The organism is Micromonospora sp. NPDC049044 (assembly GCF_040649215.1).
Classification (GTDB): domain Bacteria; phylum Actinomycetota; class Actinomycetes; order Mycobacteriales; family Micromonosporaceae; genus Micromonospora.
The window spans coordinates 1-26,650 of sequence record NZ_JBEZFA010000058.1; the positions used below are offsets into that span (position 1 = coordinate 1).

Here is a 26,650-nt window from a genome sequence, read left to right on the forward strand (position 1 = left end):
TCTGCGCCCGCTCAACGGACGACAACCTCTGCCCCGGCATGACCCCTCATCCTGACGAGAATCCACCCCGTTGCAACAACCACTTGAGCCCAAGCAACCGGGACACCGCGGTTTCCAGGAACCCGAGGTGATCACGGCTAAAACGGCTCAGCCGTCGACCATCTGGTGTGGCACCATCCGGCGGTGGAGTCCCACGAGGTGGCGGAGTTGTTCGACCGGGCGGTGCAGCAGCTGCGTGGCGTCGTCGAGTCGGGCGACTCCGACGACGGCTCCGACCTGCTTCGCCGCGCCGCCGACTCGGGTGCAGAGGCCGTCGGGCTGGCTGTCGGCAGACTCTCGGATCCCGACCGTGTGGTTCGCGCGGCGGCCTGCGACCTGCTCGGCGCGGCGAGCAGTCTGAACATGGAGGTGCGCGAAGAGGTCGCTACCGCTCTGATCCGGTTGGCGGCGCACGAGTCCGACCCCGAGGTGCACTGGTCGATCGCACGCGCCCTCGGCGACACCTTCGACGCCCGAGCCCTGCCGACCCTGGTGGCCCTCGCGGCGAGCCCGGACTCTGACGTGCGTTTTCAGGTCGCGGTGGCGGTGCCGGCGGTGCTCGACGACCCACCGGAGGCGGCCGGCGAGGCGGTGTTGATCGACCTGTGCACCGATGTCGAACCCGAGGTTCGGGAGTGGGCCACCTTCGGCCTGGGCTGGGTGAGCACCGCGGACGGGAACGCCGTCCGACAGGCGCTGTGGGACCGTACCCAGGACACCCACCCGGCGGTACGCGAGGAAGGCGTGCGGGGATTGGCACGACGGCGGGATCCCCGGGCCCTTCCCCTGGTACGCGACTTGCTCGCTCAGGACGGGGTCCACCCGTTCACCCTCAAGGCCGCCGCGTACCTTGCCGACCCGACGCTGTCGGCACTGCTGGAGGGCTTCGATCCGAGCGTGGAAGCGGTCGCCGAGGCGGTGCGCGAGTGTGACAGGGCGTGGCGTTCCCAGCGCGACGAGTCGGCGTGGCAGCTCCTGAACACCGTGCACAAGCTCCGCCCCGACTTGCGGATCGCGATTTTCGGGGAGCGGTGCGACCTGGGCCTGTACCTCGACATCACCGACGGCGCCGACATCTCCGGCCACTGGTTCCTGGACGGACTACTCAACCGGGGCGGCAACGATCCCGTCCGGGCGGCCGAGCTGGCGATCGAGGATCTGACCCGCTGATCGACTCGGATTCAGCGAAGTCGCGGTGTCCTGGCGAACGGGACACCGCGACTTTCAGGAGCCCGAGTTGATCAAAAGGTGCTGCCGGACTCCTGGCGCTTCACAGCCATCTCACAGGGGTGCTCGATAGGGTGCCGGTCGAGTCAACGTCCGACTCCAGCCTGGAGCGGTCGGCGTCGCACAGGAGTTCCGATGGTCTTCAAGAAGATGTTGAGCGCGTTCGGTGTGGGCGGTCCCAGTGTGGACACTGTGCTGACCAACCCCAACACCCGGCCCGGCCTGACCCTCGACGGGCAGGTCAACCTCGTCGGTGGCGACGCTGAGGCAGCCATCGAGCAGGTGGTGATCGGTCTGGTGACCCGGGTGGAGGTCGAGGGGCACGACGCCGAATACTCGGGCACCCTCGAGTTTCACCGGATGGCGGTCAGCGGCGCGTTGCAGCTCGCCCCGAAGCAGCAGCTCTCGATCCCGTTCCAGCTGCCGATCCCGTGGGAGACCCCGATCACCGACGTGTACGGGCAGCGCCTGCACGGCATGACGATGGGCCTGCGCACCGAGCTCGCGGTCGCCCGCGCGGTCGACAAGAGCGACCTGGACCAGGTGGCGGTGCACCCGTTGCCGGTGCACGAGCGGATCCTGGAGGCGTTCCAGCGGCTCGGTTTCCGGTTCAAGCACGCCGACCTGGAGCGCGGTCACATCCGGGGCGTGCAGCAGACGCTGCCGTTCTACCAGGAGATCGAGTTCTTCGCCGCTCCGCAGTACGCGAGCACGATCAACGAGGTCGAGCTGACCTTCGTGACCAGCCAGCGCGGCGTCGAGGTGGTCCTGGAGTGCGACAAGCGCGGCGGCTTCCTCAGCGCAGGGCACGACGCGTTCGGCCGCTTCCAGGTGGCGCACACCGACGTCGACCGCGTCGACTGGGCGCAGGTCGTCGACGGTTGGCTGCGCGAGACGACGTCCCGCTACGGCAGCCTCCGCTCCCAGTACGGCCACGGTTACGGCCCGGGCCACGGGCACGGCCACGGCCGGGGCGGCATGGGTGTCGGCGGCATGGTGGCCGGCGCGGCGCTCGGTGTCGCCGGCGGCATGATCGCCGGCGAGATGATCGAGGACGCCTTCGAGGGCGACTTCGGCGACTTCGGCGGCGACGAGTAGCTCACCGTCCACAAACGACCACAGTGGCCTCCGGGAGAGTCTCCCGGAGGCCACTGTGAGCTGCTGGCCGGTCAGTGCCGGGCCTTGCGCTCGTCGCCGCTGCGCCAGGCGCTGCCGGCCTTGGCCAGGCCCCGGCTACCGAGGTAGCCAAGCGTCAGCAGGGTGATCAGGAACCAGGCGTTGTCGGCCCGGAAGATGTCCACCCCAGCCGAGTTCTGCCCGACGACCTGCGACGCGCCCAGTACGGCAGCCACCGCGATCAGGTAGATCCAAAACTCGGTGGTCTTGAACGCCTGCTTGGTTTCCGTACCAGGTGCCTGCATGTCGTTGCGACGCCCGTCGTGCATAACCGGCATCTGCTGCGTCGACGTGTTCTGCATCGACGCCGGATTCTGCGGGTCGTTCATGGGCCGGTTCATCGGCCGGGTGGAAGCAGCCTGCGTGCTCATCTGGTCCTCCTCAGGATGCGATGAGTCGTACCTGCATTCCCTCGCCCCGCTACCGCGTTTCGGCCACGGCACGGTTCGCTTTCGTGGCGGGGACAACCCCCGACTACCCGAGGGCCGGGAGCAGGTAACACCGATCGCCGGCCGGAAAAATCCGGCCGGCGACCAGCGTGTCAGCAGGTCAGCGCAGGCCGTTGCGGATGGCCACGCGCACCAACAACTCCGGGTCGTCGGTGATGAGGCCGTCGACACCGAGGTCGATGACCCGCTGCATCACCGTGGCGTCGTCGACGGTGTACGGGATCACCTTCAGGCCGTCCCGGGTCTGCAGGGTGCGCACGTCCGGTCCGTGGAAGTATGCCGGGTTCTCCCGCAGGTACCAGTCGGCCGAGGCGACGGTGCCCTGCTTCGGGTCGTGCACCTGCCAGTTGGCCGACACAGTGCCGGCACCGGCGGCCCGGGTCAGCTTGCCCAGGTCCTGGTACTTCCACCAGTCCAGCCCACCGGTCCACGGGCTCTGCACCGACGGGTTGCCGTACGCCGCCTGCAACGAGCACTCGTCGGCGAGGGTGACGCACTCGGCGGGGCCGTACTGCCAGACCAGCGCGACGGTGCCGATGCGCTTGTCGAGTTGGCGGGCGTAGGTGATGGTGCGCCAGTCGAACGACTGGATGGTGGCCCGGTTGGTGAAGCCGGCGCGCTGGATGGCGTCGACAAGCTTGCGGGTGAAGCTGCGGTACGGCTCGGTGTCGTCCACCACCGGGCTGATCTTCGTCTCGATGTTCATCCCGATGTCACTGCGACCGCTCGCCTTCACCAGGGCGAAGACCTCGTCCAGGGTCGGGATCCGGGCACCCGGCGCGGGCACCTGCGCGGGCAGTTCGGGAAGCGTCTTCGTGCCGCAGTCGACGGTCTTGAGCTGCGCCAGGGTCAACTGGTGCACCTGCTTGCCCACGTACGGGAACATCCGGTCGCCGGGGCGTACCGGCTTGGTGTCGACGCAGTGCGACCCGTTGACGGTGCGGTCGTGCAGCACCACGAGCCTGCCGTCGGCGGTCACCCCGGTGTCCAGCTCAAGCGTGGAGATGGCCCGGTTGGACAACGCGTTCGCGAACGCCGGCAGGGTGTTCTCCGGCCGGGTGGCCCGACCACCCCGGTGTGCCTGGATGTCGAACGGCGAGGCGTAGGCCTTGGGCAGCCGGTAGCCGCGCTGCGCCAGGAGACCGCGCAACCGGTCCGGGTAGTCGGTGATCATGCCGTCCACGCCGTCGTCGATGAGCTTGGCCATTGTCGGCAGGTCGTCGACGGTCCACGGGATCACCTTGATCCCGTAACGGTGCGCCTCGGCGACCATCTCCCTGGTGACGTACGGCTGGTAGCCGGGGTCGGTGACGGTGCCGTTCTGCGGCATGCCGTGCACGGGGGAGAAGGCGCTGGCGCCGAAGCTGCGGATCGCCCTGATCGGGTCGCCGCCGAAGTCGTCGATGTCCAGCCCGCCCAGCCACGGCGAGGCGCCCGGCTGCCCGGTCTGCAGGAAGTCGTAGTTGGTCAGGGCGACAAGCGGCAGCTTCGGCTCGACCTGGCGCATGCGCATCAGCGCGCCCCAGTCGAAACTCTGGATGGTGACCTGCCTGAGCAGCCCGGCGGCGCGGATCTCGGCCGCGGTGACCCGGACGAACTGCTCACGGGGTGCGGTCTCGGTCGGCGCGCCGGCCTCCACCTTGGTCTCGACGTTGAGCGTCACGTCCTTCGCCCGGTAGCGGTTCACCAGCGCGAAGACCTCACGTAGCAGCGGCATCCGGGCGCCCGGCGCGGCGACCTGTCCCGGCTTGTCGGCGAGCGTCTTCGAGCCGCAGTCCAACGTGCGCACCTGGGCCACGGTGAGCGTGTTGAGGTACTTCCCGACGTACGGGAACTCCGGGTCGCCGGCAGTCACCGGCGCGGTGTCGGTGCACTTGGCGCCACTGATCTTCCGGTCGTGGGTGACGACGGCCTGACCGTCCTCGGTGATCTGCACGTCCAGTTCGAGGGTGGTCACCCCGAGTTGGAGGGCGTTGCCGAAGGACGCGAGGGTGTTCTCCACCCGCAACCCGAGGCCGCCGCGGTGGGCCTGCACGTCGAATGTCCGGTCCGGTCGCGGCTTCGCCTGGGCGGGCACCGCGAGCCCGGTCGTCACCGTCGCGGCCACCAGGGCCGCGACGGCGGTACGGCGTACTGTGCGCACGCTGTCATCCCCTCTGCCGGTGGGCATCTCCCACCGGTCGCCGGACAGCATGGACACCTCGGGCGGCGGGCAGGCGGCCAGTGGGCGGCGCGACGGTGAACCGCCGTGGACGACCTCCCGGGTTTGGTCGGCCGGTGGTCGGGCACGCAGTCAGTTCCACAGCTTCTGCGAGGTGATGATCGTGCGTGAGGACGACATGCGGCAGGATGCCGCCCGCCAGGCCGAGGAGCGGATCGCCGGAGGCGTGTACGGCAAGGGTGCCGTCGAAGAGGTGACGCTGCCCCGCACCGACGTGGAGAGCCAGATCCAGCGCGACGATCCACTCGACCCAGCGAACGAGCCGATCGATCCGCAGGTGTTGCGCGACGGTGGCCCCGTCGGTGGGCAGGGTGCGGTGACCACCACCGGCGGCACCGCCGGACCGGCGAGCGTGCGCCGGGTGGCCCGCCAGCCCGAGCGACACCCGGGCAAGGTGGCCCCGACGACGACCGGGGACGCCACCACCGGCGGCCTGAGCACCCCGATGGGCGGCGGCACCAGCGACCAGTCCACGTCCGCGACCGCCCCGGCTAAGTCCATCAAGGACAGATCCACCGACTGACCCCACCCACGTTTGACGGCGTGGTCATGAGGTTGACGTGGCTGTGGGAAGAGCACAGTCCACGTCAACCTCATGATCGACCGGTGGGTCAGCGTGCGGGGCGGAGGATGCCCAGGCGTTGGGTGGCGCGGGTCAGGGCGACGTACAGGTCGCTGCGGCCGCGCGGCGACTCGGCGACCATCCGGTCCGGGTCGACGACAAGCACCGAGTCGAACTCCAACCCCTTGGCCTGGGCGACGGTCAGCACCACCACCCGGCTCTCCAGCTCCGGGTGCTCGCCCACGGCTGCCTCCGGCAGGGCGGCGGTGAGCGCCGCGCCCAACTCGCCGACCCGTCCGGTCGGCACGAGCACGCCGAGTCGGCCCTCGGCCATCCGGGCCACCTCGCGGGTGGCCGCCGCGACGAGTTCCGGCGCCAACCGCTCGTCCGGCACCGTCCGATCCCACGGGGGTACGCCGCTCTCCCGCACCGAGCGCGGTGGCCGCAGCGCCGGGTCGATCTCCGCGAGGACGTCGGCGGCGACCGCCATGATCTCGGCCGGGGTGCGGTAGCTGACAGTCAACTCGGTAAGCCGCCACCGCTGCGCCACGTACGGGGCGAGGGCGTCCGCCCACGAGGGCGTGCCGCTGAGCGCCCCGGTCTGCGCGACGTCGCCGACGATCGTCATCGACCGGCTCGGGCAGCGGCGCATCAGCAGCCGCCACGCCATCGGCGACAGCTCCTGCGCCTCGTCCACGATGACGTGACCGAACGCCCAGGTCCGGTCGGCGGCGGCCCGCTGCGCGGTGGTCAACCGGTCGGCCTCCTCCTGCCGTTCCAGCAGCCGATCCGCGTCGATCAGGTCGGTCACGCCGAGGATCTCGCCGCCCTCGGCCTCGTCCTCGACGTCGATCGAGCGGGATCCCCGGGCGATCTCCAGCACACCCTCGGCGTACTCCCGTTCCATCATCCGGATGCGGTCCCGGCGGGCGGCAGCGGCCCGCTCGTCCTCGCCGAGCAGCTCGGCGGCCTCGTCGAGCAGCGGCACGTCGGCCGGCGTCCAGCCACCGGGCTCGCGGCGCAGCAGCGCCCGCTCGTCGTCGGTGAGCATCGGCGCGGCGGCGGCGATCCGGTCCGGGTCGGCATACAGGTCGGCGAGCAGGCGTTGCGGGGTGAGCACCGGCCACAGCCGGTCGAGGGCGGCCTGAACCTCCGACTCCTCGCGCAACTCACGGCGGATCTCGGCCCGGTCGGCCTCGTCGAGCAGGTTGTCCCCGCCCAGCGGGTCGGCGCCGATCCGCTCGGCCACCTGCTCGGCGAGCGCGTGCACGATCTCCATCTCGAACAGCCCGCGGGCCAGGTTGTGCGGCCGGTCGACCCGGCGCACCCGGTCCCGGGCGGTGCGCACGATCTCCGGGTCGAGGCTCAGCGCCTCCCGCTCGACCTCGATCTCCAGCGGTTCGTCCGGCACCCACTGCCGGTCCCGGACGGCAAGCGCCAGTACCTCCGCCAACACCGCCCGGCCCTTGAGCGCCGCGGTCTCGGCCGGTTCGGTCCGTTGGGCGCTCACCCCGGGAAAAAGATCACCCTGGGTACGCAGCAGCACGCCGGTCTCGGCGAGCGTCGGCAGCACCTGGGAGATGTAGCGCAGGAACGTCGCGTTCGGGCCGACCAGCAGCACGCCCCGGCTGGAGAGTTCGCGGCGGTGCGTGTAGAGCAGGTACGCCGCCCGGTGCAGCGCGACGGCGGTCTTGCCAGTGCCGGGGCCGCCCTGGACCACCATGACGCCCGGCAGTTCGGCGCGGATGACCTCGTCCTGTTCGGCCTGGATGGTCTCGACGATGTCGCGCATCCGGCCGGTCCGGCCCGCGTTGAGCGCCGCGAGCAGCGACGCCTCACCGGTCAGCTCCTCGTGGCCACCGGGGGCGGCGGCATCGATGTCAAGAACCTCGTCGTTGAGCCCGGTCACCTTGCGCTGGCGGGTACGCAGGTGCCGGCGGCGGCGTACGCCCTGCGGGTTGGCGGCGGTGGCGAGATAGAAGGCGCGGGCGGCGGGGGCCCGCCAGTCCATCAGCAGCGGGTCGTAGTCGCCGGAGGTGTCGAAAATGCCGATCCTGCCGATGTAGTGGCGGGAGTCGTCGTCACCGTCGAGCCGGCCGAAGCAGAGTCCGTTCTCCACCGCGGAGAACTGCTCGACCTGATCGGCGTACATCGCCACGGAGCTGTCGCGCTGCGAGCGGTCCTGGAGGGTGCCACCGGTGTTGCGCAGCTCGGCGGTGAGCCGGTGGGCGGCCTGCTCACGCAGCCCGTCCAGGCGGTCGTAGAGCATCGAGACGTACTCCTGCTCGCGACCGATCTCGTCGTCGAGCGGCAATTCGCCGGAACCGCCGGAGTGCCTTGACAAGCCATCTCCCTAAAGATTAGAATCCTTTGCAGGAACGGCTTTTAGCCGTTCTTTTTTGTGTCCTCGAACTGTTGAAGATAGCGGGTTCCGCCGGTTCTCACCAAGCCCGGCGGGTCGGCGCCGGTGATCGCGAGGTGGCTTCTGATGATCCTGCGCCCAGGGCAACGCGTGGTGTTCATCGGCGACAGCATCACCGATTGTGGTCGGCGCGACATCGCCGCGCCCTACGGCTCCGGTTACGTGAGCCTGGTGCGTGCGTTTGTCGAGGCCCGGCACCCCGAGCTGGAGCTGACCTGGGTCAACCGGGGTGTGGGCGGCGACACGGTACGGGACCTGGCCGCCCGCTGGGACGACGACGCCATCGCCGAGCGGCCCGACTGGCTCGCGGTGCTGATCGGCATCAACGACATCTGGCGGCGCTACGGCGATCGGCCGGCGGAGGCCGTCGGCATCGAGGAGTACGAGCGCACCCTGCGCGACCTGCTGCGTCGGGCGGTCGACGCCACCGGCTGCCGGCTGATCCTCGGTGACCCGTTTCTCATCGAGGCGGACCGTGGCGTCCCGCAACGCGCCGACACCGACCGGTACGCGGCGGTGGTGGCGGGGTTGGCCGCCGAGTTCGACGCGGTGCACGTGCCCAACCAGGCGGCGTTCGACAGGGTGCTCACGGTCAGCCCGTCGAGCCGCTGGGCCGATGACCGCGTGCACCCGCACCTGCCCGGCCACGCGGTGCTCGCCGACGCCTACCTCAGCGCCCTCGGTGCGCAGTGAGCAGGGCTTAGGTCGCGCAGTGAGCCAGGCCTCGGTCGGGCACTGATCGGCTCGATCGGGCGGTGAGCCGGGCCTCGGTCGGGTACGACGACGCGCCGGGGCGACCGGTGGGTCGACCCGGCGCGAGGTGGGTGGATCAGCCGCGCGCGGCCTGGTAGAGCCGCTCGGGGGTGACCGCCCCGGCGAGGACCCGTCCGTCGTCGGTGAGCAGGACACTGAACAGCTTGCTGGTGAGCAACCGGCCGCTGCCCCAGTCGCCACTGACCGCCGTCAGCCCGCCGAGCAGCTTGGACACGTCTGCGTCCGGCACGCCGGCCCCCGGGGCGCCCGACCTGCCACCGACCGCCCCGTCGAGGCGGGCGACAAGCACTGTCGTCCAGCCGGTGCCCACCGCGCGTACCTGCGGATCGCCGGCCGCCTCGACGTGGCCGGGCCGACCCGCGGCCGGCCGGTCAGCCTTCTCCTCGGTGACGGTCACGCCGGGCGGCGGGTTGAAGGCGAACTGGTCGGCTTCGGGCCGGCGGTAGTCGATCTGGGTGAAGGCCATCTCGAACGCCGGCTGGTCACTGCCCTTCGCGAGCACCTCGAAGCGCAGCGGCACGTGCTGCTTGGCGTCGATGGCGATCCGCAGCTGGTGCACCAGGGAACCCGTGTCGCGCGGCTGGAGCACCAGCTCGTACGCGTCCTGACCGGCGACTGTCGCCGAGCGGCCGACGCTCACCTCGGTGCTCGGGTCGATCGCGGCCAACGCCAGGTCGGCGGCCTGCTGCGGAGTGGCCGGCAGACTCGGCCGCGCGTCGGGCGCGGCACCTGCCGAGTCGGTGTCGCCGAGGGTGCGGTGGCGGGCGGTGTTGGTCCGGCTCTCCCAGGTCCACACGTCCCGGCCGTTGCGGATCACGTCCTGCTCGCCGAGGGTGTCCAGCAGCGCGACCCGCTGCCGCTCCGGTCCGGAGTACCAGACCCGCAGGGTGTGCGTGCCGGTCACCATGCTGGTCAGCTCATTGCCGGGGAGCAGCCCGGCCAGCGGCGGCAGGCCGAGGTCGGCGCGCTGCACGACGGTCCCGGAGACCCCCTCCAGCCGGGAGGTCTGCAGGTCGACAAGGAGCTGGGCGGCGGTACGCGGCGGCAGGCTGGGCTCGGCCTCGGCGGCGAACGTGCCGACCGCCGCTCCACCGCCGATGACGGCGACGGCAGCGGTGGCCGGGACCAGCCAACGAAGGACGGGACGGCTTCTCAGGACGGACATGGTGGCACCTCCTACCACCATCCTCCTCCCTCGGCGCTGAGAACGTGCTGAGGACGCCGGGCGCCGATTGTTGAATCCGGGTGGCACCCTTGAGCGGTGCGGTTGCTGGTGGTGGAGGACGAGGCCCGGTTGGCGGCTGCGTTGCAACGCGGCCTGCGGGCGGAGGGGTTCGCGGTGGACGTGGCGCGGACCGGGCCGGCCGGCCTGGACGCGGCCCGGCACGGCGGGTACGACGCGATGATCCTCGACGTGATGCTGCCCGGCCTCTCCGGCTACGAGTTGGTCCGCACGCTGCGGGCGGAGCAGCACTGGTTGCCGGTGCTGATGCTCTCCGCCAAGGACGGCGAGTACGACCAGGCCGACGGCCTCGACTGCGGCGCGGACGACTATCTGACCAAACCCTTCTCGTACGTGGTGTTGCTGGCCCGGCTGCGGGCGCTGCTGCGCCGCGGGGCACCGGAACGCCCGGCGGTGCTCGCGGTCGGTGACCTGCGACTGGACCCGGCCCGCCGGCGGGTGACCCGGGCGGACACCGAGGTGACGCTCACCGCCCGGGAGTTCGCGCTGTTGAACTATCTGATGCGTCGGCCCGGCCAGGTGATCTCCAAGATCGAGCTGTTGGACCACGTCTGGAACGCGAGCCTGGAAACCGCCCCGAACATCGTCGAGGTGTACGTCGGCTACCTGCGCCGCAAGCTCGGCCGGGACCGGCTGGAGACGGTCCGGGGCGCCGGTTACCGGCTCGCGACGTGAGCACTGACGGGCCGGTGTGGGCCCGTCGCGGGTGGCAGGGCCGGCTGCCGGTGCTGGGGCTGCGCGGGCGGCTGATGGCGATCGGAGTGTTCGGCCTCACCATCGGGCTGGCCCTGGGCGGGGTGGTGCTGCTCGGCGCGCTCCGCTTCGTACTCCAGCGAAACGTCGACACCGAGGCCTTCCGGACCGCCGACGCGGTCGCCCTGCTCGCCGCCGAGGACGTGCTGCCCGACCCGTTGCCGGTGGCCGGCGGGCAGGTCCGCGTCCAGGTCGTCGACGGGCAGGGGCGGATCAGGGCCGCCTCGATCGACGCCGACCGGCTCGTCCCGATGGTCCGCCCGGAGCGGCTGCGCCAGGACCAGCGGCAACGGCTTGACGTGCCGGCGGAGCGGGTCGGGCTCACCGGCCCGGTCCAGGTGGTGACGGTGCCCGCCGGCACGGCGACCGACCCGCTCACAGTGCTTGTCGCCCGGTCGATGGCCGACGTGCGGCAGAGCACCCACGTGGTCCGGGTCATCCTGCTGGTGGCCTTCCCACTGCTGGTGGCCGTGTTGGCCGGCGTGGCGTGGCGGGTGGTGGGCGCGACGTTGCGGCCCGTCGAGGCGTTACGTCGGGGCGCCGAGGAGATCACCGGACGGGCCGGTACCGGCCGGCTGCCGGTGCCCGCGTCGGCCGACGAGATCCACCGGTTGGCGGTCACCCTCAACGGCATGCTGGACCGGCTGGAGTCCGGCCGGGTGCGCCAACGGGCGTTCGTCTCCGACGCCGCGCACGAGCTGCGCAGCCCGTTGACGAACATCCGGACCGAGCTGGAGGTGGCGCAGCGCCTCGCGGACCGGACGGACTGGACGGCGGTGACCGCCAACCTGCTTGCCGACACCGACCGGCTGAGCCGCCTGGTCGATGATCTCCTGCTGCTGGCCCGCCTGGACGAGGCCGCACCGGCCCGGGGGACCGGCCCGGTGGAGCTGGGCGCGCTGCTGACCGACGTCGCCGCCCGCTACCCGGCGTCGCCGGTGCGGGTGGCCCTGCCGCCGGGACCGCTGTGGACGAGCGGCACTGCCGACGAACTGCGACGGGTGCTCACCAACCTGGTCGACAACGCGGTCCGGCACGCACGCGCCGATGTGCTCCTCGCCGCCGAGGCGACCTCGACGGCGCGGCGCACGGCCGGGTCTGCCGTCGGGGCGTACCACCTGGTGACGGTGACCGACGACGGCCCGGGGATTCCGGCGGCGGACCGGGAGCGGGTGTTCGACAGGTTCACCCGGCTGGACGACGGCCGGGCCCGCGACGAGGGCGGCGCCGGCCTGGGGCTGGCCATCGTTCGGGAGTTGGTGCGACGCGCCGGTGGCAGCATCACCCTCAGCGACGCGCCGCACGAGCCCGGGTTGCGGGTGTGCCTGCTGCTGCCGGCGGTGCCGGCCCCGACTGTTGACGCGCGGTGATGGTGGCGGCACCCGCCCACCGACCGCGGAGCCTCCGCTTTGCGTCAGCAGACGGCACAGTCACGCGGCCTGATCCACGCGGGCTTCCGCGGGCCGACCGACGCGGCGGGCCGGTCAGCGGCGGCGGGTGCAGACCTGCTCGGAGTTGGCGACGGTGTCGGTCGACCAGACCACGGCGACGGTGAAGCAGTAGTCGTTCGTGCGGTTGAGCGCGTAGATGACGTAGCTGGTGGTGCCGGCGGGCAGGGTCGCGAAGACGTTGCGATCCTGCCCGCTACGGCCGCCCGCGATGACCACCGGACCCTCGCTGCCGGCCGGGTAGGTCCAGTTGAGCGAGATGCTGTCCCGGGTGTCGCGTAGGGTCACCGCGCCGGGCGGACTCCCGGGCGGGACCCCGGTGTCGGCCGGTGTGGGCGCGGCACCGCCCGAGCTTGGCGCGGTGGCGACCGGCGGGCTGGGGGTGGGGGAGCCGCTCGCCGGCGGCGGGGTCGGTTTGTCGTCGCCGTCGACCCGGGCCACCCCGGCGATCACCGCCGCCGCGCCGAGCAGCACCACGACCACGCCGGCCACCAGCACCGGCACCAGCCGGTTGCGCTGGGCCGCCGGTGCCCGGTGCACGGGGACCGGCAGCAGACGCGACGGCGTGTACGGCTCAACCGGCGGATATGCGTCGGACGGCGGGTATGCGTCGGACGGCGGGTATGCGTCGGACGGCGGGTATGCGTCGGACGGCGGGTATGCCTCGGACGGCTGGTACGGGTCGGCCGGCGTGGCGGGGCGGTGCAGCCGGTACACCCCGGGCTGCTCCTCGGTGCCGCCGGCCAGCCCGATCACCGATGGGGGCACCGGTGTGTCGGTGCCGGGGGACGGCGGCTCCTGCGCCGACTCGGGCGGCCACCTGGTGCCCGTCGACCCGACCGGTTCGTCGGCCGGCGTGCGCGGATTCGGCACCGTGCCGCCGGCCGTCGATCCGGCCGGATGGGCAGCCGGGGCCGGCGGCTGGTGGTCGTCCTCGGTCGGGTGGTCGTCGTGCGGTGGGACGCGGGCGGCCGGCACCACAGGTGTGTCCTGTGCGGTGGGCGGGTTGTCGGCGCAGGCGTGGCCGGGATTGGCCGCCGCCCGGGCCAGGGCCGCCACCTGCGCGGCAAGCGGATCCCCGGCGGGAAGGTGCTGTCGGCACAGCTCACGGGCCAGCGCCAGGTTGTCGTGCGCCTCGGTGAACTGCCCGCAGTCGCGCTGCATCGACCCGAGCCGCGCCAGCATCTTGATGCCGCTGGGATGCCCGTCGCCGTAGACCTCCCTGTGCAACTCCCAGGCGTCCTGGAGTCGGTCCCGGGCGACAGTGCACTGGCCCCGGGCGTACTCGACGGTGGCCAGGTCGGCGTGCGCGGCGAGCACCCGCAGCGACTCGGGGCCGTCCTGTGCGGTCAGCTCGATGATGACTTCCTGGTAGAGCCGAGCGGCCCGGGAGTGGCTGCCGACCCGGTGCAGCACCGCGGCCAGGGTCGCCGCGGCGGCCACCGTGCGCGGGTCGGACCGGCCGTGCAGTCGGGTGGTGGCCGCGTACGCGTAGGCGGCCCAGCCACGGGCGGAGTGCGGTTCACCGAGGGCGACCAACACCCGCGCCTGGAGGCTGGCCGCGTCGGCCAACTCCGCTGTGGCGTTTGCCGGTCGGGGGTCGGCGTCGGTGAGCGCGTCGGCGAGCAGTTGCTGCGCACCGGCCAGATCGCCGGCCGACACGAGGTGGTGCGCCTGGTCAGTCAGTTCACCGAAGCCGGAAGACACGCCCCATCGTGCTCATTCGGCGACGGTAAGTACAAGACCCGCGCCGGTGTCGATTGGTCAGGATCTCCTCAGGTGGTCGGCCAGGGTTTCGCTGATTCGGCGCAACTGGTCGACCTGAGCGGGGCTCAACGCGTCGAACAGATGCCGGCGTACCCCCTCGACATGGCCGGGCGCGGCGGCCGCGAGGGTGGCGAAACCCTCGTCGGTGAGCAGCGCGATCTGCCCACGCCGGTCGGTGGGGCAGTCCTCGCGACGCACCCATCCGGCCGCCTCCAGCCGGGCCACCGCGTGGGAGAGTCGGCTGCGTGACGACCCCGCGGCCTCGGCCAGGTCGCTCATCCGCAGGCGGCGCCCGGGGGCCTCGGAGAGCCGGACCAGGATCTCGTAGTACGCGTGTGGCATGCCCGCGTCGCGTTGCAGCTCGCGGTCGAGCGTGTCCATCAACGCTCGGGAGGCGGTGAGGTACGCGCGCCACGTGCGTTGTTCGTCGGAGTCCAGCCAGCGGGTCATGACCCCCATCATAGCCCAAATAGTTGAACGTTCAACAAAAACGCGCTAACCTCGGGTCATGGGTATCCATCGGCTCAACCACGCGGTCCTCTACGTCAGTGACCTCGCCCGCAGCGTCGCGTTCTACCGGGACGTGCTCGGCTTCCGGGCGGTGGCGATGACCCCGGACGGCTTCCGGGGCGCCACCTTCCTCCAGGCTCCCGACTCCACTAACGACCACGACCTCGGCCTGTTCGAGATCGGTGCCGGTGCCGGGCGCTCGACCGCCGGCCGGACCACCGTCGGCCTCTACCACCTCGCCTGGGAGGTGGACACCCTCGACGAGTTGGCCGTCACCGCCGAGCGGCTCGCCGCCGCCGGGGCTCTGGGCGGCACCTCCGACCACGGCACCACCAAGAGCCTCTACGGGCGGGACCCCGACGGTCTGGAGTTCGAGATCGTCTGGCTGGTCCCCGCCGACCTGCTCGACGACGCCGCGCTGACCGCCCGCAAGCAGATCGGTCGGCTCGACCTGGACGCCGAGCGGCGGCGCTACGGCGGTCAGACCCGGGGCGGGGTGGGGATCTCGGTGCCGGTCTGAGCAGGTCGTACGGTACAACGGACCGATGCCGACCGACCGGACGAACGATTTTCTCCGCGCCCTGCTGGTCCGCCAGCTGACCACCTGGTTGCCCACCGCCCTGCACCGCTCCCGGCGGGCGACAGTGGCGCTCGCCGGCACCGACGCGGGCACCGCGGTGGCCGCGCTGCAGTTGGTCGCCGCGCACGCCGACCAGCTGCGCGGCCGGCAGGTGACGGTGCTGGTGCTGGCCGACGACGCGCCCGACCTGCCGGTCCGCCTCGGCCCGGTCGAGGCGGAGCTGCCCGCCGAGGTCACCGTGCACCTGTTGCCCGGCACCCCGGACCGGCTGCCGGTCGCCGCGAAGGCGGCCGGCGCGGCCGGCTCACCGCTGTTCTCCTTCGTGGCCCTGCCCGGTGCGGCGAGCCGGGAGTTGCTGAGCGCCGCCGCCAACGGACGCACCGGGGAGGTGCTGCTGCATGCCGGCGCCAGCACCCGTGACGCGCTCGTCGCGGTCGGCTTTCCCCTGGTGGCCGAGCTGACACCGGTGCTGCCCGACGACGAGGCAATCGGCGTGATCGCGTTCGGCAGTCGCTCGGACCGGAGTCTGGAGGCGGTCCGCGACGCGCTCTGGGCGGTCGGGGCGGACCTCGGCGTACGCTACCGCGACGCGAGCGGCGCGACAGTCGAGGTGACAGGCGATCCCGACCTCGAACCGCTGGCAGGCGAGCTGTTGGCGGAGCTGCGCCGGGTTGGGCCCCGACCGGTCACCGAGCTGCGTCGGCACACCCTCACCACGACCGTCTACCGGGCCGCCGACGCCAATCGCGCGCTTGCCGACCTGCTCGACGCGGGCGAGGTGCGACGTGACCGCGAGGCCGGCAGGCTCGCCGGCGACGAGGTCATCACGCCGACCCGCTGAGCACGCCAAACGTCGCGCTGCGGACCCGCAGACGCCGAGCGGGGTGCCGGTGAATCACCGGCACCCCGCTCGACTCCCGGGAGGCTACGACCGGGACTTGTCCTGCTTCCAGGACAGCGGACCCGGCAGGTCGACCCGGTGCGCCCGAGCCCTGGAGTTCCAGGACCAGCGCCCGATCTTGATGCTCCACGAGGAGAATCCGTTCTCGGTGAAGTTCAGGATGATCGGACCGTACTTCTTGCGCTTGCGAAACATGAGGCCCATCGGAGGACTCCCCTCGTCACCGTTTCCCTGCCGTGTCGAGATCGAACATGCCCGGACCGGCAACTTTTGAAACCATCTCGGTGTCCGTCCTGGACAGTGCCGGCCGCGCGCCCCAATCTCTACTCAGCAGATAGGTGTTGCCGCGCGGTATACGCTGCTGAAGATGCTTCGTAACATCGGCGGCGATGCAAGTCTCATCTTCTGGAAGGCCATTGACCACCTGATCCCGGTCCCGGCAACATGAGGTCATGTCGCAGCGCGATGAGCTTCACCTCACCGCTCGTGTGCACATCGACCTGGTCCGGCACGCGAGCGCGCTCTGTTGAGCTGACCGGTCCATCCGGCTCGACTCCAACACCGCACCCCCACCGCCCGCCCGCTCAACGCGGAGCAGCGTGCCTTCGCGCCCTCACCCGGGCGTCCCCGTTCCCGTCGTGGACAGATCAGGAGACTCCGCATGCCTCGCACCCCGCACCTCGACGCGATCCTGATGGGTGTCGGCCACCACGAGGCCGCCTGGCGACACCCCCGGCACCGCCTCCAGGCTGCCCTGTTCCGCACCGAGCACACCTGCCGTACGCTGCGCGAGCACGACGGTCTATCCCGACCGGTCAGCGCGTACGCCGCGTCGACACTGGTGTCGGCATGACCACAGTGGAGCGTCCCGTGAAGGACACACTGCAGCCGGTGGACCGGGACCTGTTCCGTGCGCTGCTGCGTCGGCAGGCCACCAGCGTCACAGTGGTCACCGCAGTTGCCCGCGCCACCGACCCCGCCTGCCTGGGCGGGATCGGCGCACCGATCCGGGCGGGGTTCACCGCCACCTCGTTCACGTCGGTGTCGCTGGATCCTCCGCTCGTCTCGTTCTGCCTCGGAGTGACCTCGTCGAGCTGGCCGGTCCTCGCCCGCGCGGAGCACGTCGCTGTGCACCTGCTGACCGCCGGGCAGCAGGAAGCCGCAACGGTCTTCGCGACGAGCGGCATCGACCGGTTCGCCGCGTACCCGTACTGGACTTCCGGACCGTTCGGGGTGCCGTTGCTGACGGGTGTGCTGGCCCGGCTGCTCTGCCGGGTGGCGCACCGGGTGCCGGCCGGCGACCACACGCTGGTGATCGCCGAGCCGCTCGCCCTCGGCGACGGCGGCGACGGCGCGCCCCTGGTACACCACCGGGGCGGCTACACCACGGCGGTCGAGGTGTGAGCGCACCCACCACGCCGCACCTGCTCGCGCTCGACCGGGCCGCCCAGGACCTGCTGTTCCGGGAGGCCCGAACGGCCGACACGTTCACCGACGAGCAGGTCACCGACGCCCAGATCGCGGCGATCCACGAGCTGGTCCGGTACGGGCCGACGGCGTACAACGGCCAGCCGCTGCGAGTGCTGCTGCTGCGCTCGGCGGCAGCCCGGGCGAGGCTGTTGCCGTACCTGTCCAGCGGTAACCGGGCGAAGACGGCAGCCGCCCCGTTGACCGCGGTCCTCGCCGCCGACGTGGACTTCCACCAGCGGCTGCCGGAGCTGTACCCCCACCGGCCGCAGGCCCGGGACTGGCTGGCGGATCGGGCGGCGCGGGTCGAGCAGGCCCGGTTCAACGCGACACTGCAGATCGGTTACTTGATCGTCGGTGTCCGCGCGGCGGGTCTCGCCGCCGGCCCGATGGCGGGCTTCGATGCCGCAGGCGTGCAGCGCGAGTTCTTCCCCGACGGTCGGCACGAGGTGCTGCTCCTACTCAATCTCGGGCACCCGGTCCCGGACGCGCGAGTTGGACGCCTGCCCCGATTGGACACCGGGGAGGTGATCCGCACCCTCGGCTGAGCGGGGAACGGGACCGCCCCCGGTGCTGGCGTGGTGCCGGCACCGGGGGCGGGGTGGTTCGCGGATCAGGCCCCCTTGACCCAGTCGACTGTGAAGCGGGCGAAGAAGATCCCGCCGGTGTTGCCCACCTCGTACAGGTTGCCGACAGTGCCGTCGTTCAGCACGGCCATCGTGGAGTAGCCCGCGCCGCCCGGCTTGACCAGCGCACGCGCCGGCCAGCTGCCACCGTCGTCGGTGGAGAGCCGGACGGTGAGGTCGTTGCGCGCGGCCGGGGCCGCGTTGTTGCTGAACAGGGCGGTGCGGGTGCGCACCGGAGCGCCGTTCGCGCCCACCTCGGACGGGCGCAGGTAGGAGATCTCGTCGGCGTTGCAGAGCGGGTCGGTCAACACTGCGCTGGCCGTGGCCGGGCCGAACGTCACAGCGCCGTCCGTGGACGTGGAGTAGAACCGGCTGCGGGTGCTGTTGTGCCGCATGTTTTGCACGATGGCCCCGGTGCCGCGCTCGACCGCCTTGCTCTCGTTGATGTTCCCGCCGGCGGGTCCACCGCGTCGCCACGTCACACCGTTGTCGTCGCTGTAGACGTTGGCGGTCTGGGTGAGGCCCGCGCCGTCCCGGTAGACGAACGGCTGGATCAGGCGGCCCGTGCTGGTCTGGATGCCGTGCCCGGAGGAGAAGAACGCCTGCTGCCAGCTCGCGACCTTGATCGTCGGGTTCAGCTCGACCGGGGTGCTCCAGGTGGCGCCGTTGTCCCGGCTGGTGATGTATTGCAGGTGCAGGCTGTTCGGGTCGTTCGCCGTGTTGAGGCCGGACGAGCCGGACCAGAAGCTGATGCCCGGCCGGGGGGAGTACGTGTAGAAGCAGTAGACGGTGCCGGTCTTGCGGTCCACCAGCAGGCTGGGGTCGCCAGCTCCCTCGCTCGTGGTGGCGGGTGCGTGGATGATGCGCGGCTGGTCGAAGGTGCGACCGCCGTCGGTGCTGCGGGTCATCGCGATCTGGATGTTGTTGGTGCCGCCACCGAGGTCGTACGAGCCGTTGACCCGGGCGTCGGCGACGGCGATGACGGTGCCGTTGTTGGTGACGGCCATGCCCGGGATACGGACCGAGGCGGAGGTGCCGTCGTAGCGGCCGTTGGGGCCGTTGAGGTCGCGGATGACGGACTGCGTGCTGATGACCGTTGTGGCGTTCATCTGCGGGGTGCCGGCGGCGAGGCCGCAGCCGGCGGTGCCCCGCACCGTGGTGTCGAAACCGGGGGCGGTGACCCGCAGGGTGTACGCGGTGCCGGCGCCGACGGTCCAGTAGTGCAGGTAGTTACCCCCGGCGGCGATGCTGCGGGTCCACGGTGACCCGGTGCGACCGGGCCACGTGACGGTGAAGTCCCGGGCGGTGGTGGTGCGGTTCTCCAGGGCGAGCTGGAGCCGGCCGGCGGTGCAGTCGTAACTGGCGAGCGCGGACATGCCGGTGCCGCAGTGGAAGATGCCGGCCGAGGTGTCGTCCAGGCCGGTCGGGGTGGTCGTGCGCAGGGTGTACGCGGTGCCCGGCGGGAGAGTCCAGAACAGCTCGTTGCTGCTGCTGCCGGCTGCGACGGTGCGGGTCCAGGGCGAGTTGGTGCGCCCCGGCCAGGTGACGGTGAAGGTCTGCGCGGTGGTGCTGCCGTTGGTGAGCCGCAGGTTGAGCCGGCCGGTCGTGCAGTCGGCGCTGGCGGTGGCGCTCACGCCCGCGGGGGCGGCGTGAGCGGGCGTGGCGGGCAGGATCGCGGCCACGCCGAGGACGGCGGCCACGACCGCTGTCACTCGGCGCGACAGTGCTCGGACAGGAGACACAGGATTCCTTCCGGGGGACGGGGGTGCGAACGGGGGAAGTAAGGCGTAAGACGTCGGATATCTGATGTCGGGACGCTAACCGGACGCCACACCGGTCGTCAATAGATCGATGCGGGAGGGTGCGCGGCGGCGCGGGCGTCCGGGGGGACGGTGCGACAGCGGGCTGCTCTGATCGAAGATGCCGGATAGGGCACACATATTTACATCATGTTGCGTCGTCTGGCAGGCTCGACTACATCGACCACCTTCGTCATCTCGGCGATCGGGCCCGCCCCCGGCCCGCGACCGCCGTCGGCGACGCCTGTCCGAAGGAGACTCCATGGAACGGCGCCAAGTCCTCACCCTCGGCGTGCTCAGTCCGTTCGCGGCGATGCTGACCTCGGGCGGCCCGGCCAACGCCGCGATGGCGGCGCAGACCTTCGGGTTCTCCGCCGACGGCAGCAACTTCCTGCTCGACGGCCAGCCGTTCCAGATCCGCAGCGGCGAGATGCACCCGGCCCGCATCCCGGTGCAGTACTGGCGGCACCGGATCCAGATGGCCAAGGCGATGGGCATGAACACGATCGCCATCTACGTGATGTGGAACCACATCGAGGAACGGCAGGGCGTCTTCGACTTCACCACCGATCGGCGGGACATCGCCGGCTTCATCCGCCTGTGCCAGGCCGAGGGCATGTACGTGCTGCTGCGTCCCGGCCCGTACGTCTGCGGCGAATGGGACCTCGGTGGCCTACCGCCGTACCTGCTGCGTAACCCGAGCATCAGGCTGCGGGTCCGCACCGCCGCCGACCCCAACTACATGGCCGCCGTCACGCGTTACATCAACGCGCTCGCCGCGGTGGTCAAGCCGCTGATGGTGGCCAACGGCGGACCGATCCTGATGGTGCAGATCGAGAACGAGTACGGCTCGTACGGCAACGACGTCGTCTACCTGGAGGAACTGCGACAGCTGTGGCTGCGGGCCGGGATCACCGGACCGTTCTACACCGAGGACGGTCTCGGCCAGGTGCAGGGCAACCGGACTGTCGTCACCGGTGGCGCGATCGCGCTCAGCGGTGGTGACGCCGCCGCCATCGCCGCCGCGCGCAAGTCTTTCCCGACCGTCCCGGCCATGTCCGGCGAGCTCTACCCGGGCTGGTTGACCCACTGGGGCGACGGCGGCTTCGCCGGATCCAACACCGACATCTCCGCCCAGCTGCGGGGCCTGATGGCCGGCCGGCTGTCGTTCAACATCTACATGATCCACGGTGGCACGAACTTCGGGTACTCGGCCGGCGCGAACGCGGCCGACAACGGGTCCGGCTACCAGGCGGACGTCACCACCTACGACTACGGCGCGCCGATCACCGAGCAGGGCGGCCCGTCGCGGCTGTATCCGACCTACCGCGAGATCATCGGCACGGCCCTCGGGGTGACGCTGCCGGCCGTGCCGGCGCCGATCCCCACCATCGTGCGTACCGGCGGGCAGGCGGTGCTGCCGGCGCCGTACGCCTCGCTCTGGGACAACCTGCCGGCCGCACTGTCGACCCAGACGAACCCGCAACCGATGGAGATGTACGGGCAGAACTCCGGCTTCATGCTGTACCGCCGCGTGCTGCCCGGCTACACCCGGGCGACGCTGGACATCAGGTCGGTGCGCGACTACGCGACGGTGTTCCTCGACGGCGTCTACCAGGGCGGCCTGTCCCGGAGCAACCTCCCGGCGGCCTACACCACGCCGCTCGGCGTGACGGTGCAGGACGCGCCGCTGCCGTTGAAGACCTCGGCCAGCGGCAGCCCCACGCTCGACATCCTGGTCGAGGGCATGGGCCGCAACAACTACGGCCAGGCGCTTGTCGACCGCAAGGGCATCACCGAACGGGTGGCACTCGTCGACGCGGGCACCCTGACCGGCACGTTGACCAACTGGCAGACCCACCTGCTGCCCGTCGACGAGGCGTTCGTGGCCGGCCTCCGTCCGGTGATCACCAACAGCTCGCGGCCCGGCATCTTCTTCAAGGCCACAGTGAGCCTCACCCAGACCGGCGACACGTATCTCGACATGTCCCGCTGGACCAAGGGCGTGGTCTGGGTCAACGGCCGCAACCTGGGCCGCTACTGGAAGGTGGGGCCGCAGCAGCGGCTCTACTGCCCGGCGCCGTGGCTGCGGGTCGGCACCAACGAGATCGTCGTCTTCGACCTGCACCAGACGCAGGCCCAGCCGATCTCGTTCGAGGCCACCCTGAGCGGCCAGTCGGGCGCGGTCCGGCACACTGTCGTCAACCGGGCCAGCGGCAAGGCCCTCGACGTGCCGGACCTGTCCCGGGTCACCGGCGTGCAGTTGATCCAGTGGACCCCCAACGGCGGTGCCAACCAGGCGTGGCTGATGGCCGGCGCGGTGGGTGCCGTCACCACGATGACCAGCGTCAGCTCGGGTCTGCTCGCGGACGTCGAGGCGAGCTCCACGGCGGACGGGGCGCGGGTCATCCAGTGGACCGCGACGGGCGGCGGTAACCAGCAGTGGCGGGTCGTCACGGCGTCCGGCGACTTCGTGAAGCTCGTCAACGTGCAGACCGGCAAGGTCCTGGCCGTGGCCGGCGGGGCGACGACCAACGGGGCCGTGATCGTGCAGCAGACCGACACCGGCAGCGCCGCCCAGCACTGGCGGCTCACCCCGGCCTGACGTCGCCGGGGCACCTGACGCCCGCCCGGGTAGTCGTCGGGCGGGACGGTGGGGCCGGCGGGTGACCTGTTGCGGTACGGCGGCCGCAGCGGGTCACCCGCCGGGCCTCGCCCGTCGCGGTGATCTGTCCATGGCGTCGTGGTGCGGTACGGGCGTTGCATCGGAGATGCAAAGATGGCCGCATGGGTGGGCGGAGCGACCGGAGTGAGACGTGAACCAGCGCGAGCGGTGGCACCGGCTCCTGGAGATGGTCGCCGTCGAGGGTCAACTCGAGATCGAGTCCACAGCCCGCGAGCTGGGCGTGAGCGCGGCGACAATCCGTCGTGACTTCGACGAGCTGGCCACCCAGCAGTTGGTGACGCGCACCCGGGGCGGCGTCGTCGTCACCAACGTCTCCTACGACCTGCCGCTGCGCTACAAGGCGGTGCGGCAGGCGTCGGAGAAGCAGCGGATCGCCGCGGCGGCCCTGGCGCTGATCCCACCGGGTAGCACTGTCGGGCTCAACGGCGGCACCACGACGACCGAGGTGGCCCGGGCGCTCGCGTTGCGCACCGACGGAAGCGGGCAGCTGTCCGAGGCCACCGTGGTGACCAACGCGCTGAACATCGCCCACGAGCTCATCGTGCGTCCGCACATCCGGGTGGTGCTCACCGGTGGCACGGCCCGCCCGCAGTCGTACGAGCTGGTCGGTCGTATCGCGGAGACGATGCTCGCGTCCGTGGCGCTGGACGTCGTCGTGCTCGGGGTGGACGCGATCGACCACCAGCACGGCGCCAGCGCCCACAACGACGGCGAGGCGGCGGTCAACCACGTCATGGTGACCAGCGCCGCGCGGACGATAGTCGTCGCGGACGCCTCCAAGCTGGGCCGCCGCAGCTTCAACCGGATCTGCCCGTTGGGCAACATCGACACCCTGATCACCGACCGGGCCGCGGACCCGCAGCAGGTGAGCCTCGTCGAGCAGGCCGGGGTGAAGGTGGTCCAGGTCTGAGGGTCGGCCTCTGGATCGGTCTGCCGGAGCACCCGTCTGAGTACGGCCCGCCGACAAGATGTAACTCGATGCGAAATTGCGGCTTACTTCTTGCATCTTGATTCAATCGGGTGCAGCATTCCATCTCATCGGTCTTTGTGAATGCCGTGATCCGTGTCGGTCGCGGCCGGTGGACCCCAGCCGTGCCTCCGGCCAGCGCCGACGCGTCAGCCCGGCGCACTCGGAGCCCGCATCGTCCCTCACCCCACCGGGAGAAAACGATGATCTGGTCATCGCCGCCCGCGCACGTCCGCCGCACCTCCGTCCGGGCCGCCGTCGTGGTCCTCGTCCTGCTCGCCGCGATGCTGTACGCCGTACCCGCCCGGGCGGCCACACCGGGGAGCGCGACCGGCCTCACCCGGGCCGGTAACACGTACACCGTCGCCACCAGCACCGCCGCCCGCATCCGGCTCACCCTGGCCCGCGCGGACATCTTCCGCGTCTGGGTCGCACCCAACGGCACCTTCACCGAACCGGCGGCGAACGAGATCACCGTGCGGACCGACTTCGGTACTGTCGCCAGCACGGCGACCGACGAGGGCACCGCCTTCCGCATCGCCACCTCGGCGGTGGTCATCCGGATCACCAAGAGCCCCCTGACGATGCAGGTCGAGCGCCCCGACGGCAGGCTGATCTGGCGGGAGTCGCAACCGCTCGACTGGAGCTCGGGCCGCACCACGCAACGGTTGGCCCGCGCCGCCGACGAGCAGTTCTACGGCACCGGTCTGCGCCTGGGGGAGTGGGCGTTGCGCGACAAGACGGTCCCGGTCGCCGTGGACAACCAGTGGCGGGAGAACACCAACGCCAGTCCGGCGCCCTTCTACATGTCCACAAACGGCTACGGCGTCCTGCGCAACACCTGGGCGCCCGGCTCGTACGGCTTCACCGCGCCGGTGACCACCACCCACAACGAGGAACGGTTCGACGCCTACTACTTCGTCGGCGACTCCCTCAAGGGGGTGCTCGGCGCGTACACCGACGTGACCGGCAAGCCGTTCCTGAGCCCGATGTGGGGCCTCGAACTCGGCAACGCCGACTGCTTCAACGCGTCCAACCCCGCCTACCAGGGCGACCACAACCGGGCCGGGCACCAGCGGACCCCCGACGTGCTGTCGTACGCGCGGGAGGCCCGCGCCAAGGACATGCCGTCCGGCTGGTTCCTGCCCAACGACGGGTACGGCTGCGGCTACACCGACCTGCCCGCGACCGTCGCCGGTGCCAAGGCGCTCGGTTTCCAGACCGGCCTGTGGACCTCCACCGGCCTGTCGTCGATCGACTACGAGGTCGGCACCGCCGGCACCCGTGGCGTGAAGACCGACGTCGCCTGGGTCGGCGGCGGCTACCAGAACGCGTTCCGTGGTGTTCAGCAGGCGGTGGACGGCATCGAACGCAACTCCGACGCGCGTCGCTACGTCTGGACCGTCGACGGTTGGGCCGGCACCCAGCGCAACGCAGTGGTCTGGACCGGTGACACGTACGGGCGGTGGGACGACATGCGGTGGACGGTGCCGGCGGTCGCCGGTGCCGGTTTGTCCGGCTTCAACTACGCCACCGGCGACGTCGACGGGATCTTCGGCGGCAGCCCGAACACCTACGTACGGGACCTGCAGTGGAAGTCGTTCACGCCCGCGTTCATGACGATGTCCGGGTGGGGGGTGACCAACCCGGCGGCCGGCTACCAGGACAAACAGCCCTGGCGGTACGCCGAGCCGTACCTGTCGATCAACCGCCGGTACCTCCAGCTCAAGATGCGGCTGATGCCGTACCACTACACGATGAGCCGGGTGGCAAGCGCTACCGGCGTACCGGCGACCCGGGCCCTGGTGCTGGAATATCCCAACGACCCGGTCGCCCGGGGGAACGCCACGTCGGGCGAGTTCATGGCGGGCGACGCGTTCCTGGTGGCGCCGGTGGTCTCCGACACCGAGCTGCGCGACGGCATCTACCTGCCGGCCGGCACCTGGACCGACTACTGGACCGGCCGGGTCTACCAGGGCCCGCTCACCCTGAACGGGTACGCCGCTCCGCTCGACCGCCTGCCCCTGTTCGTCAAGGGCGGTTCCATAGTGCCGATGTGGCCGCAGATGAACCACACCGGTGAGAAGCCGGTCTCCACGCTCACCTACGACCTGTATCCGCGCGGCTCGTCGAGCTTCACGCTCTACGAGGACGACGGCATCACCCGCGCCCACCAGAGCGGGGCCTACGCCACCCAGCAGGTCAGCATGACGGCGCCGACGTCCGGCACCGGGACGGTCACCGTGGACGTGGGCGCATCCGTCGGCACCTACGCCGGCAAGCCGTCGTCGCGCTCCTACGAGTTCACCGCGCACCTGGCGGCCGCTCCCCGCGCGGTCACCGTCGCCGGTCAGACAGTGCCGTCGCTGGTCACCCGGGCCGCGTACGACGCGGCGAGCAGCGGTTGGTTCTACGCCGACGGGGTTCTGCGGATCAAGGCCGGGTCGCGGAGCGCCGCGTTCCAGACCCGGATCGACGGCGCGGTGCTGCCGGTCGCCGACACCAGCACGACGCCGTCGCCGATCCCGCGCGACAACTGGCGACTCGTGTACGCCGACAGCGAGGAGACCAGCGCGGAGAACGGCGCGGCAACGAACGCCTTCGACGGCAGTACGGCCACCTTCTGGCACAGCGCCTGGTCGGCCACCGCCGCGCCCCTGCCGCACGAGATCCAGCTCGACCTGGGCGCCACGTACCAGGTCGACGGGCTGCGGTACCTGCCCCGGCAGGACGGGGGAGTCAACGGCCGGATCGGCAGCTACGAGGTGTACGTCTCGGACAGCCCGAGCAACTGGGGCACGGCGGTGGCGTCGGGGACCTTCGCCGACACGTCGACGCAGAAGGTGGTGCCGTTCACCGCCGCGCGAAGCGGCCGGTACGTGCGTCTGCGGGCACTGAGTGAGGCCGGTGGCCGGGGGCCGTGGACGACGGTGGCCGACCTGACGCTCACCGGCAGAGCTGTGGTGTCAGCGTCGGGGAGTTGACCCCGTACCCCTGTGGAAGCGGGACGCCGCGGGCTGCTGGAGCAGCCCG

General features: G+C 71.2%; 23 protein-coding genes. 15 read left to right on the forward strand and 8 right to left on the reverse strand.

The features are described from left to right. Nucleotides 1-183 precede the first annotated feature (183 nt). Both AB0B85_RS31435 and AB0B85_RS31440 read left to right on the forward strand, forming a co-directional pair. Entirely contained in the window at nt 184-1,209 is a 1,026-nt protein-coding gene (locus tag AB0B85_RS31435) for a HEAT repeat domain-containing protein (protein ID WP_357413016.1), read from the forward strand. A gap of 192 nt (nt 1,210-1,401) precedes the next feature. Continuing rightward, nucleotides 1,402-2,364, forward strand: coding sequence for a sporulation protein (locus tag AB0B85_RS31440; protein ID WP_357413019.1), 963 nt, complete (start codon nt 1,402-1,404; stop codon nt 2,362-2,364). 71 nt (nt 2,365-2,435) lie between these two features. Here AB0B85_RS31440 and AB0B85_RS31445 read toward each other — a convergent pair whose 3' ends face one another. Both AB0B85_RS31445 and AB0B85_RS31450 read right to left on the reverse strand, forming a co-directional pair. Then, a complete protein-coding gene (locus AB0B85_RS31445; RefSeq protein WP_357413021.1) occupies nt 2,436-2,813 on the reverse strand; it encodes a hypothetical protein in 378 nt (125 codons plus the stop codon). A gap of 178 nt (nt 2,814-2,991) precedes the next feature. After that, complete coding sequence (locus tag AB0B85_RS31450; protein WP_357413023.1) at nt 2,992-5,034, reverse strand: glycerophosphodiester phosphodiesterase family protein; 2,043 nt, start codon at nt 5,032-5,034, stop codon at nt 2,992-2,994. A gap of 181 nt (nt 5,035-5,215) precedes the next feature. Between AB0B85_RS31450 and AB0B85_RS31455 the strand changes: the two genes are divergently transcribed. Next, nucleotides 5,216-5,635 carry a hypothetical protein gene (locus AB0B85_RS31455; protein ID WP_357413068.1) on the forward strand — a complete coding sequence of 140 codons (420 nt, stop codon included), beginning with the start codon at nt 5,216-5,218 and terminating at the stop codon, nt 5,633-5,635. An 88-nt stretch (nt 5,636-5,723) separates the two neighbouring features. On the opposite strand, the gene AB0B85_RS31460 is transcribed toward AB0B85_RS31455, so the two are convergent. Beyond that, nucleotides 5,724-8,018, reverse strand: coding sequence for an ATP-binding domain-containing protein (locus AB0B85_RS31460; protein WP_357413025.1), 2,295 nt, complete (start codon nt 8,016-8,018; stop codon nt 5,724-5,726). Nucleotides 8,019-8,162: 144 nt separating this feature from the next. On the opposite strand from AB0B85_RS31460, the gene AB0B85_RS31465 reads away from it, so the two are divergent. Beyond that, nucleotides 8,163-8,789, forward strand: coding sequence for an SGNH/GDSL hydrolase family protein (locus AB0B85_RS31465; RefSeq protein WP_357413027.1), 627 nt, complete (start codon nt 8,163-8,165; stop codon nt 8,787-8,789). 136 nt (nt 8,790-8,925) lie between these two features. Here AB0B85_RS31465 and AB0B85_RS31470 read toward each other — a convergent pair whose 3' ends face one another. Beyond that, nucleotides 8,926-10,035 carry a sigma-E factor regulatory protein RseB domain-containing protein gene (locus AB0B85_RS31470; RefSeq protein ID WP_357413029.1) on the reverse strand — a complete coding sequence of 370 codons (1,110 nt, stop codon included), beginning with the start codon at nt 10,033-10,035 and terminating at the stop codon, nt 8,926-8,928. A 96-nt stretch (nt 10,036-10,131) separates the two neighbouring features. Between AB0B85_RS31470 and AB0B85_RS31475 the strand changes: the two genes are divergently transcribed. Together AB0B85_RS31475 and AB0B85_RS31480 are read left to right on the forward strand one after the other, a co-directional pair. Next, the gene (locus AB0B85_RS31475) at nt 10,132-10,788 is read left to right on the forward strand and encodes a response regulator transcription factor (RefSeq protein ID WP_357413031.1); all 657 of its coding nucleotides are present in this window, start codon (nt 10,132-10,134) and stop codon (nt 10,786-10,788) included. Nucleotides 10,789-10,862: 74 nt separating this feature from the next. Next, on the forward strand, nt 10,863-12,236 hold the full coding sequence (locus tag AB0B85_RS31480) for an ATP-binding protein (protein ID WP_357413070.1): 1,374 nt from the start codon (nt 10,863-10,865) through the stop codon (nt 12,234-12,236). Between the two features lie 114 nt (nt 12,237-12,350). On the opposite strand, the gene AB0B85_RS31485 is transcribed toward AB0B85_RS31480, so the two are convergent. Together AB0B85_RS31485 and AB0B85_RS31490 are read right to left on the reverse strand one after the other, a co-directional pair. After that, nucleotides 12,351-14,021, reverse strand: a complete 1,671-nt coding sequence (locus tag AB0B85_RS31485) for a tetratricopeptide repeat protein (protein WP_357413033.1) — start codon at nt 14,019-14,021, stop codon at nt 12,351-12,353. Between the two features lie 57 nt (nt 14,022-14,078). Then, entirely contained in the window at nt 14,079-14,540 is a 462-nt protein-coding gene (locus AB0B85_RS31490) for a MarR family transcriptional regulator (RefSeq protein ID WP_357413072.1), read from the reverse strand. A gap of 49 nt (nt 14,541-14,589) precedes the next feature. On the opposite strand from AB0B85_RS31490, the gene AB0B85_RS31495 reads away from it, so the two are divergent. Together AB0B85_RS31495 and AB0B85_RS31500 are read left to right on the forward strand one after the other, a co-directional pair. Continuing rightward, on the forward strand, nt 14,590-15,111 hold the full coding sequence (locus AB0B85_RS31495; RefSeq protein ID WP_357413035.1) for a VOC family protein: 522 nt from the start codon (nt 14,590-14,592) through the stop codon (nt 15,109-15,111). Nucleotides 15,112-15,136: 25 nt separating this feature from the next. Next, nucleotides 15,137-16,012: a hypothetical protein gene (locus AB0B85_RS31500; protein ID WP_357413037.1), complete on the forward strand. Its 876-nt coding sequence runs from the start codon at nt 15,137-15,139 to the stop codon at nt 16,010-16,012. 84 nt (nt 16,013-16,096) lie between these two features. On the opposite strand, the gene AB0B85_RS31505 is transcribed toward AB0B85_RS31500, so the two are convergent. Further along, on the reverse strand, nt 16,097-16,276 hold the full coding sequence (locus AB0B85_RS31505) for a DUF4236 domain-containing protein (protein WP_124770697.1): 180 nt from the start codon (nt 16,274-16,276) through the stop codon (nt 16,097-16,099). A gap of 248 nt (nt 16,277-16,524) precedes the next feature. Here AB0B85_RS31505 and AB0B85_RS31510 point away from each other — a divergent pair, with 248 nt between their 5' ends. From AB0B85_RS31510 to AB0B85_RS31525, 4 genes are all read left to right on the forward strand, one after another. After that, nucleotides 16,525-16,602, forward strand: a complete 78-nt coding sequence (locus tag AB0B85_RS31510) for a putative leader peptide (protein WP_357413074.1) — start codon at nt 16,525-16,527, stop codon at nt 16,600-16,602. Between the two features lie 131 nt (nt 16,603-16,733). Then, nucleotides 16,734-16,925, forward strand: coding sequence for a hypothetical protein (locus AB0B85_RS31515; protein ID WP_357413039.1), 192 nt, complete (start codon nt 16,734-16,736; stop codon nt 16,923-16,925). Further along, on the forward strand, nt 16,922-17,476 hold the full coding sequence (locus tag AB0B85_RS31520; RefSeq protein WP_357413041.1) for a flavin reductase family protein: 555 nt from the start codon (nt 16,922-16,924) through the stop codon (nt 17,474-17,476). The genes AB0B85_RS31515 and AB0B85_RS31520 overlap by 4 nt, the downstream gene beginning before the upstream one ends. Continuing rightward, on the forward strand, nt 17,473-18,087 hold the full coding sequence (locus AB0B85_RS31525; RefSeq protein ID WP_357413043.1) for a malonic semialdehyde reductase: 615 nt from the start codon (nt 17,473-17,475) through the stop codon (nt 18,085-18,087). Before AB0B85_RS31520 ends, AB0B85_RS31525 begins: the two co-directional genes overlap by 4 nt. Before the next feature lie 65 nt (nt 18,088-18,152). On the opposite strand, the gene AB0B85_RS31530 is transcribed toward AB0B85_RS31525, so the two are convergent. Next, on the reverse strand, nt 18,153-19,877 hold the full coding sequence (locus tag AB0B85_RS31530) for an exo-alpha-sialidase (protein WP_357413045.1): 1,725 nt from the start codon (nt 19,875-19,877) through the stop codon (nt 18,153-18,155). Between the two features lie 349 nt (nt 19,878-20,226). On the opposite strand from AB0B85_RS31530, the gene AB0B85_RS31535 reads away from it, so the two are divergent. The 3 genes from AB0B85_RS31535 to AB0B85_RS31545 all read left to right on the forward strand — a co-directional run bounded on the left by AB0B85_RS31535 (nt 20,227) and on the right by AB0B85_RS31545 (nt 26,601). After that, on the forward strand, nt 20,227-22,569 hold the full coding sequence (locus tag AB0B85_RS31535; RefSeq protein WP_357413047.1) for a beta-galactosidase: 2,343 nt from the start codon (nt 20,227-20,229) through the stop codon (nt 22,567-22,569). A gap of 211 nt (nt 22,570-22,780) precedes the next feature. Beyond that, nucleotides 22,781-23,560, forward strand: a complete 780-nt coding sequence (locus AB0B85_RS31540; protein WP_357413049.1) for a DeoR/GlpR family DNA-binding transcription regulator — start codon at nt 22,781-22,783, stop codon at nt 23,558-23,560. Between the two features lie 260 nt (nt 23,561-23,820). Beyond that, nucleotides 23,821-26,601 carry a discoidin domain-containing protein gene (locus AB0B85_RS31545; RefSeq protein ID WP_357413051.1) on the forward strand — a complete coding sequence of 927 codons (2,781 nt, stop codon included), beginning with the start codon at nt 23,821-23,823 and terminating at the stop codon, nt 26,599-26,601. Nucleotides 26,602-26,650: the final 49 nt, after the last annotated feature.

What these genes read in the sequence shown, in the direction of transcription:
- AB0B85_RS31535 (WP_357413047.1), top strand. Translation starts at nt 20,227, where the DNA reads ATGGAACGGCGCCAAGTCCTCACCCTCGGCGTGCTCAGTCCGTTCGCG.
- AB0B85_RS31440 (WP_357413019.1), top strand. Translation starts at nt 1,402, where the DNA reads ATGGTCTTCAAGAAGATGTTGAGCGCGTTCGGTGTGGGCGGTCCCAGT.
- AB0B85_RS31445 (WP_357413021.1), bottom strand. Translation starts at nt 2,813, where the DNA reads ATGAGCACGCAGGCTGCTTCCACCCGGCCGATGAACCGGCCCATGAAC.
- AB0B85_RS31465 (WP_357413027.1), top strand. Translation starts at nt 8,163, where the DNA reads ATGATCCTGCGCCCAGGGCAACGCGTGGTGTTCATCGGCGACAGCATC.
- AB0B85_RS31510 (WP_357413074.1), top strand. Translation starts at nt 16,525, where the DNA reads ATGTCGCAGCGCGATGAGCTTCACCTCACCGCTCGTGTGCACATCGAC.
- AB0B85_RS31490 (WP_357413072.1), bottom strand. Translation starts at nt 14,540, where the DNA reads ATGGGGGTCATGACCCGCTGGCTGGACTCCGACGAACAACGCACGTGG.
- AB0B85_RS31495 (WP_357413035.1), top strand. Translation starts at nt 14,590, where the DNA reads ATGGGTATCCATCGGCTCAACCACGCGGTCCTCTACGTCAGTGACCTC.
- AB0B85_RS31520 (WP_357413041.1), top strand. Translation starts at nt 16,922, where the DNA reads ATGACCACAGTGGAGCGTCCCGTGAAGGACACACTGCAGCCGGTGGAC.
- AB0B85_RS31505 (WP_124770697.1), bottom strand. Translation starts at nt 16,276, where the DNA reads ATGGGCCTCATGTTTCGCAAGCGCAAGAAGTACGGTCCGATCATCCTG.
- AB0B85_RS31515 (WP_357413039.1), top strand. Translation starts at nt 16,734, where the DNA reads ATGCCTCGCACCCCGCACCTCGACGCGATCCTGATGGGTGTCGGCCAC.
- AB0B85_RS31545 (WP_357413051.1), top strand. Translation starts at nt 23,821, where the DNA reads ATGATCTGGTCATCGCCGCCCGCGCACGTCCGCCGCACCTCCGTCCGG.
- AB0B85_RS31470 (WP_357413029.1), bottom strand. Translation starts at nt 10,035, where the DNA reads ATGTCCGTCCTGAGAAGCCGTCCCGTCCTTCGTTGGCTGGTCCCGGCC.
- AB0B85_RS31500 (WP_357413037.1), top strand. Translation starts at nt 15,137, where the DNA reads ATGCCGACCGACCGGACGAACGATTTTCTCCGCGCCCTGCTGGTCCGC.
- AB0B85_RS31480 (WP_357413070.1), top strand. Translation starts at nt 10,863, where the DNA reads ATGGCGATCGGAGTGTTCGGCCTCACCATCGGGCTGGCCCTGGGCGGG.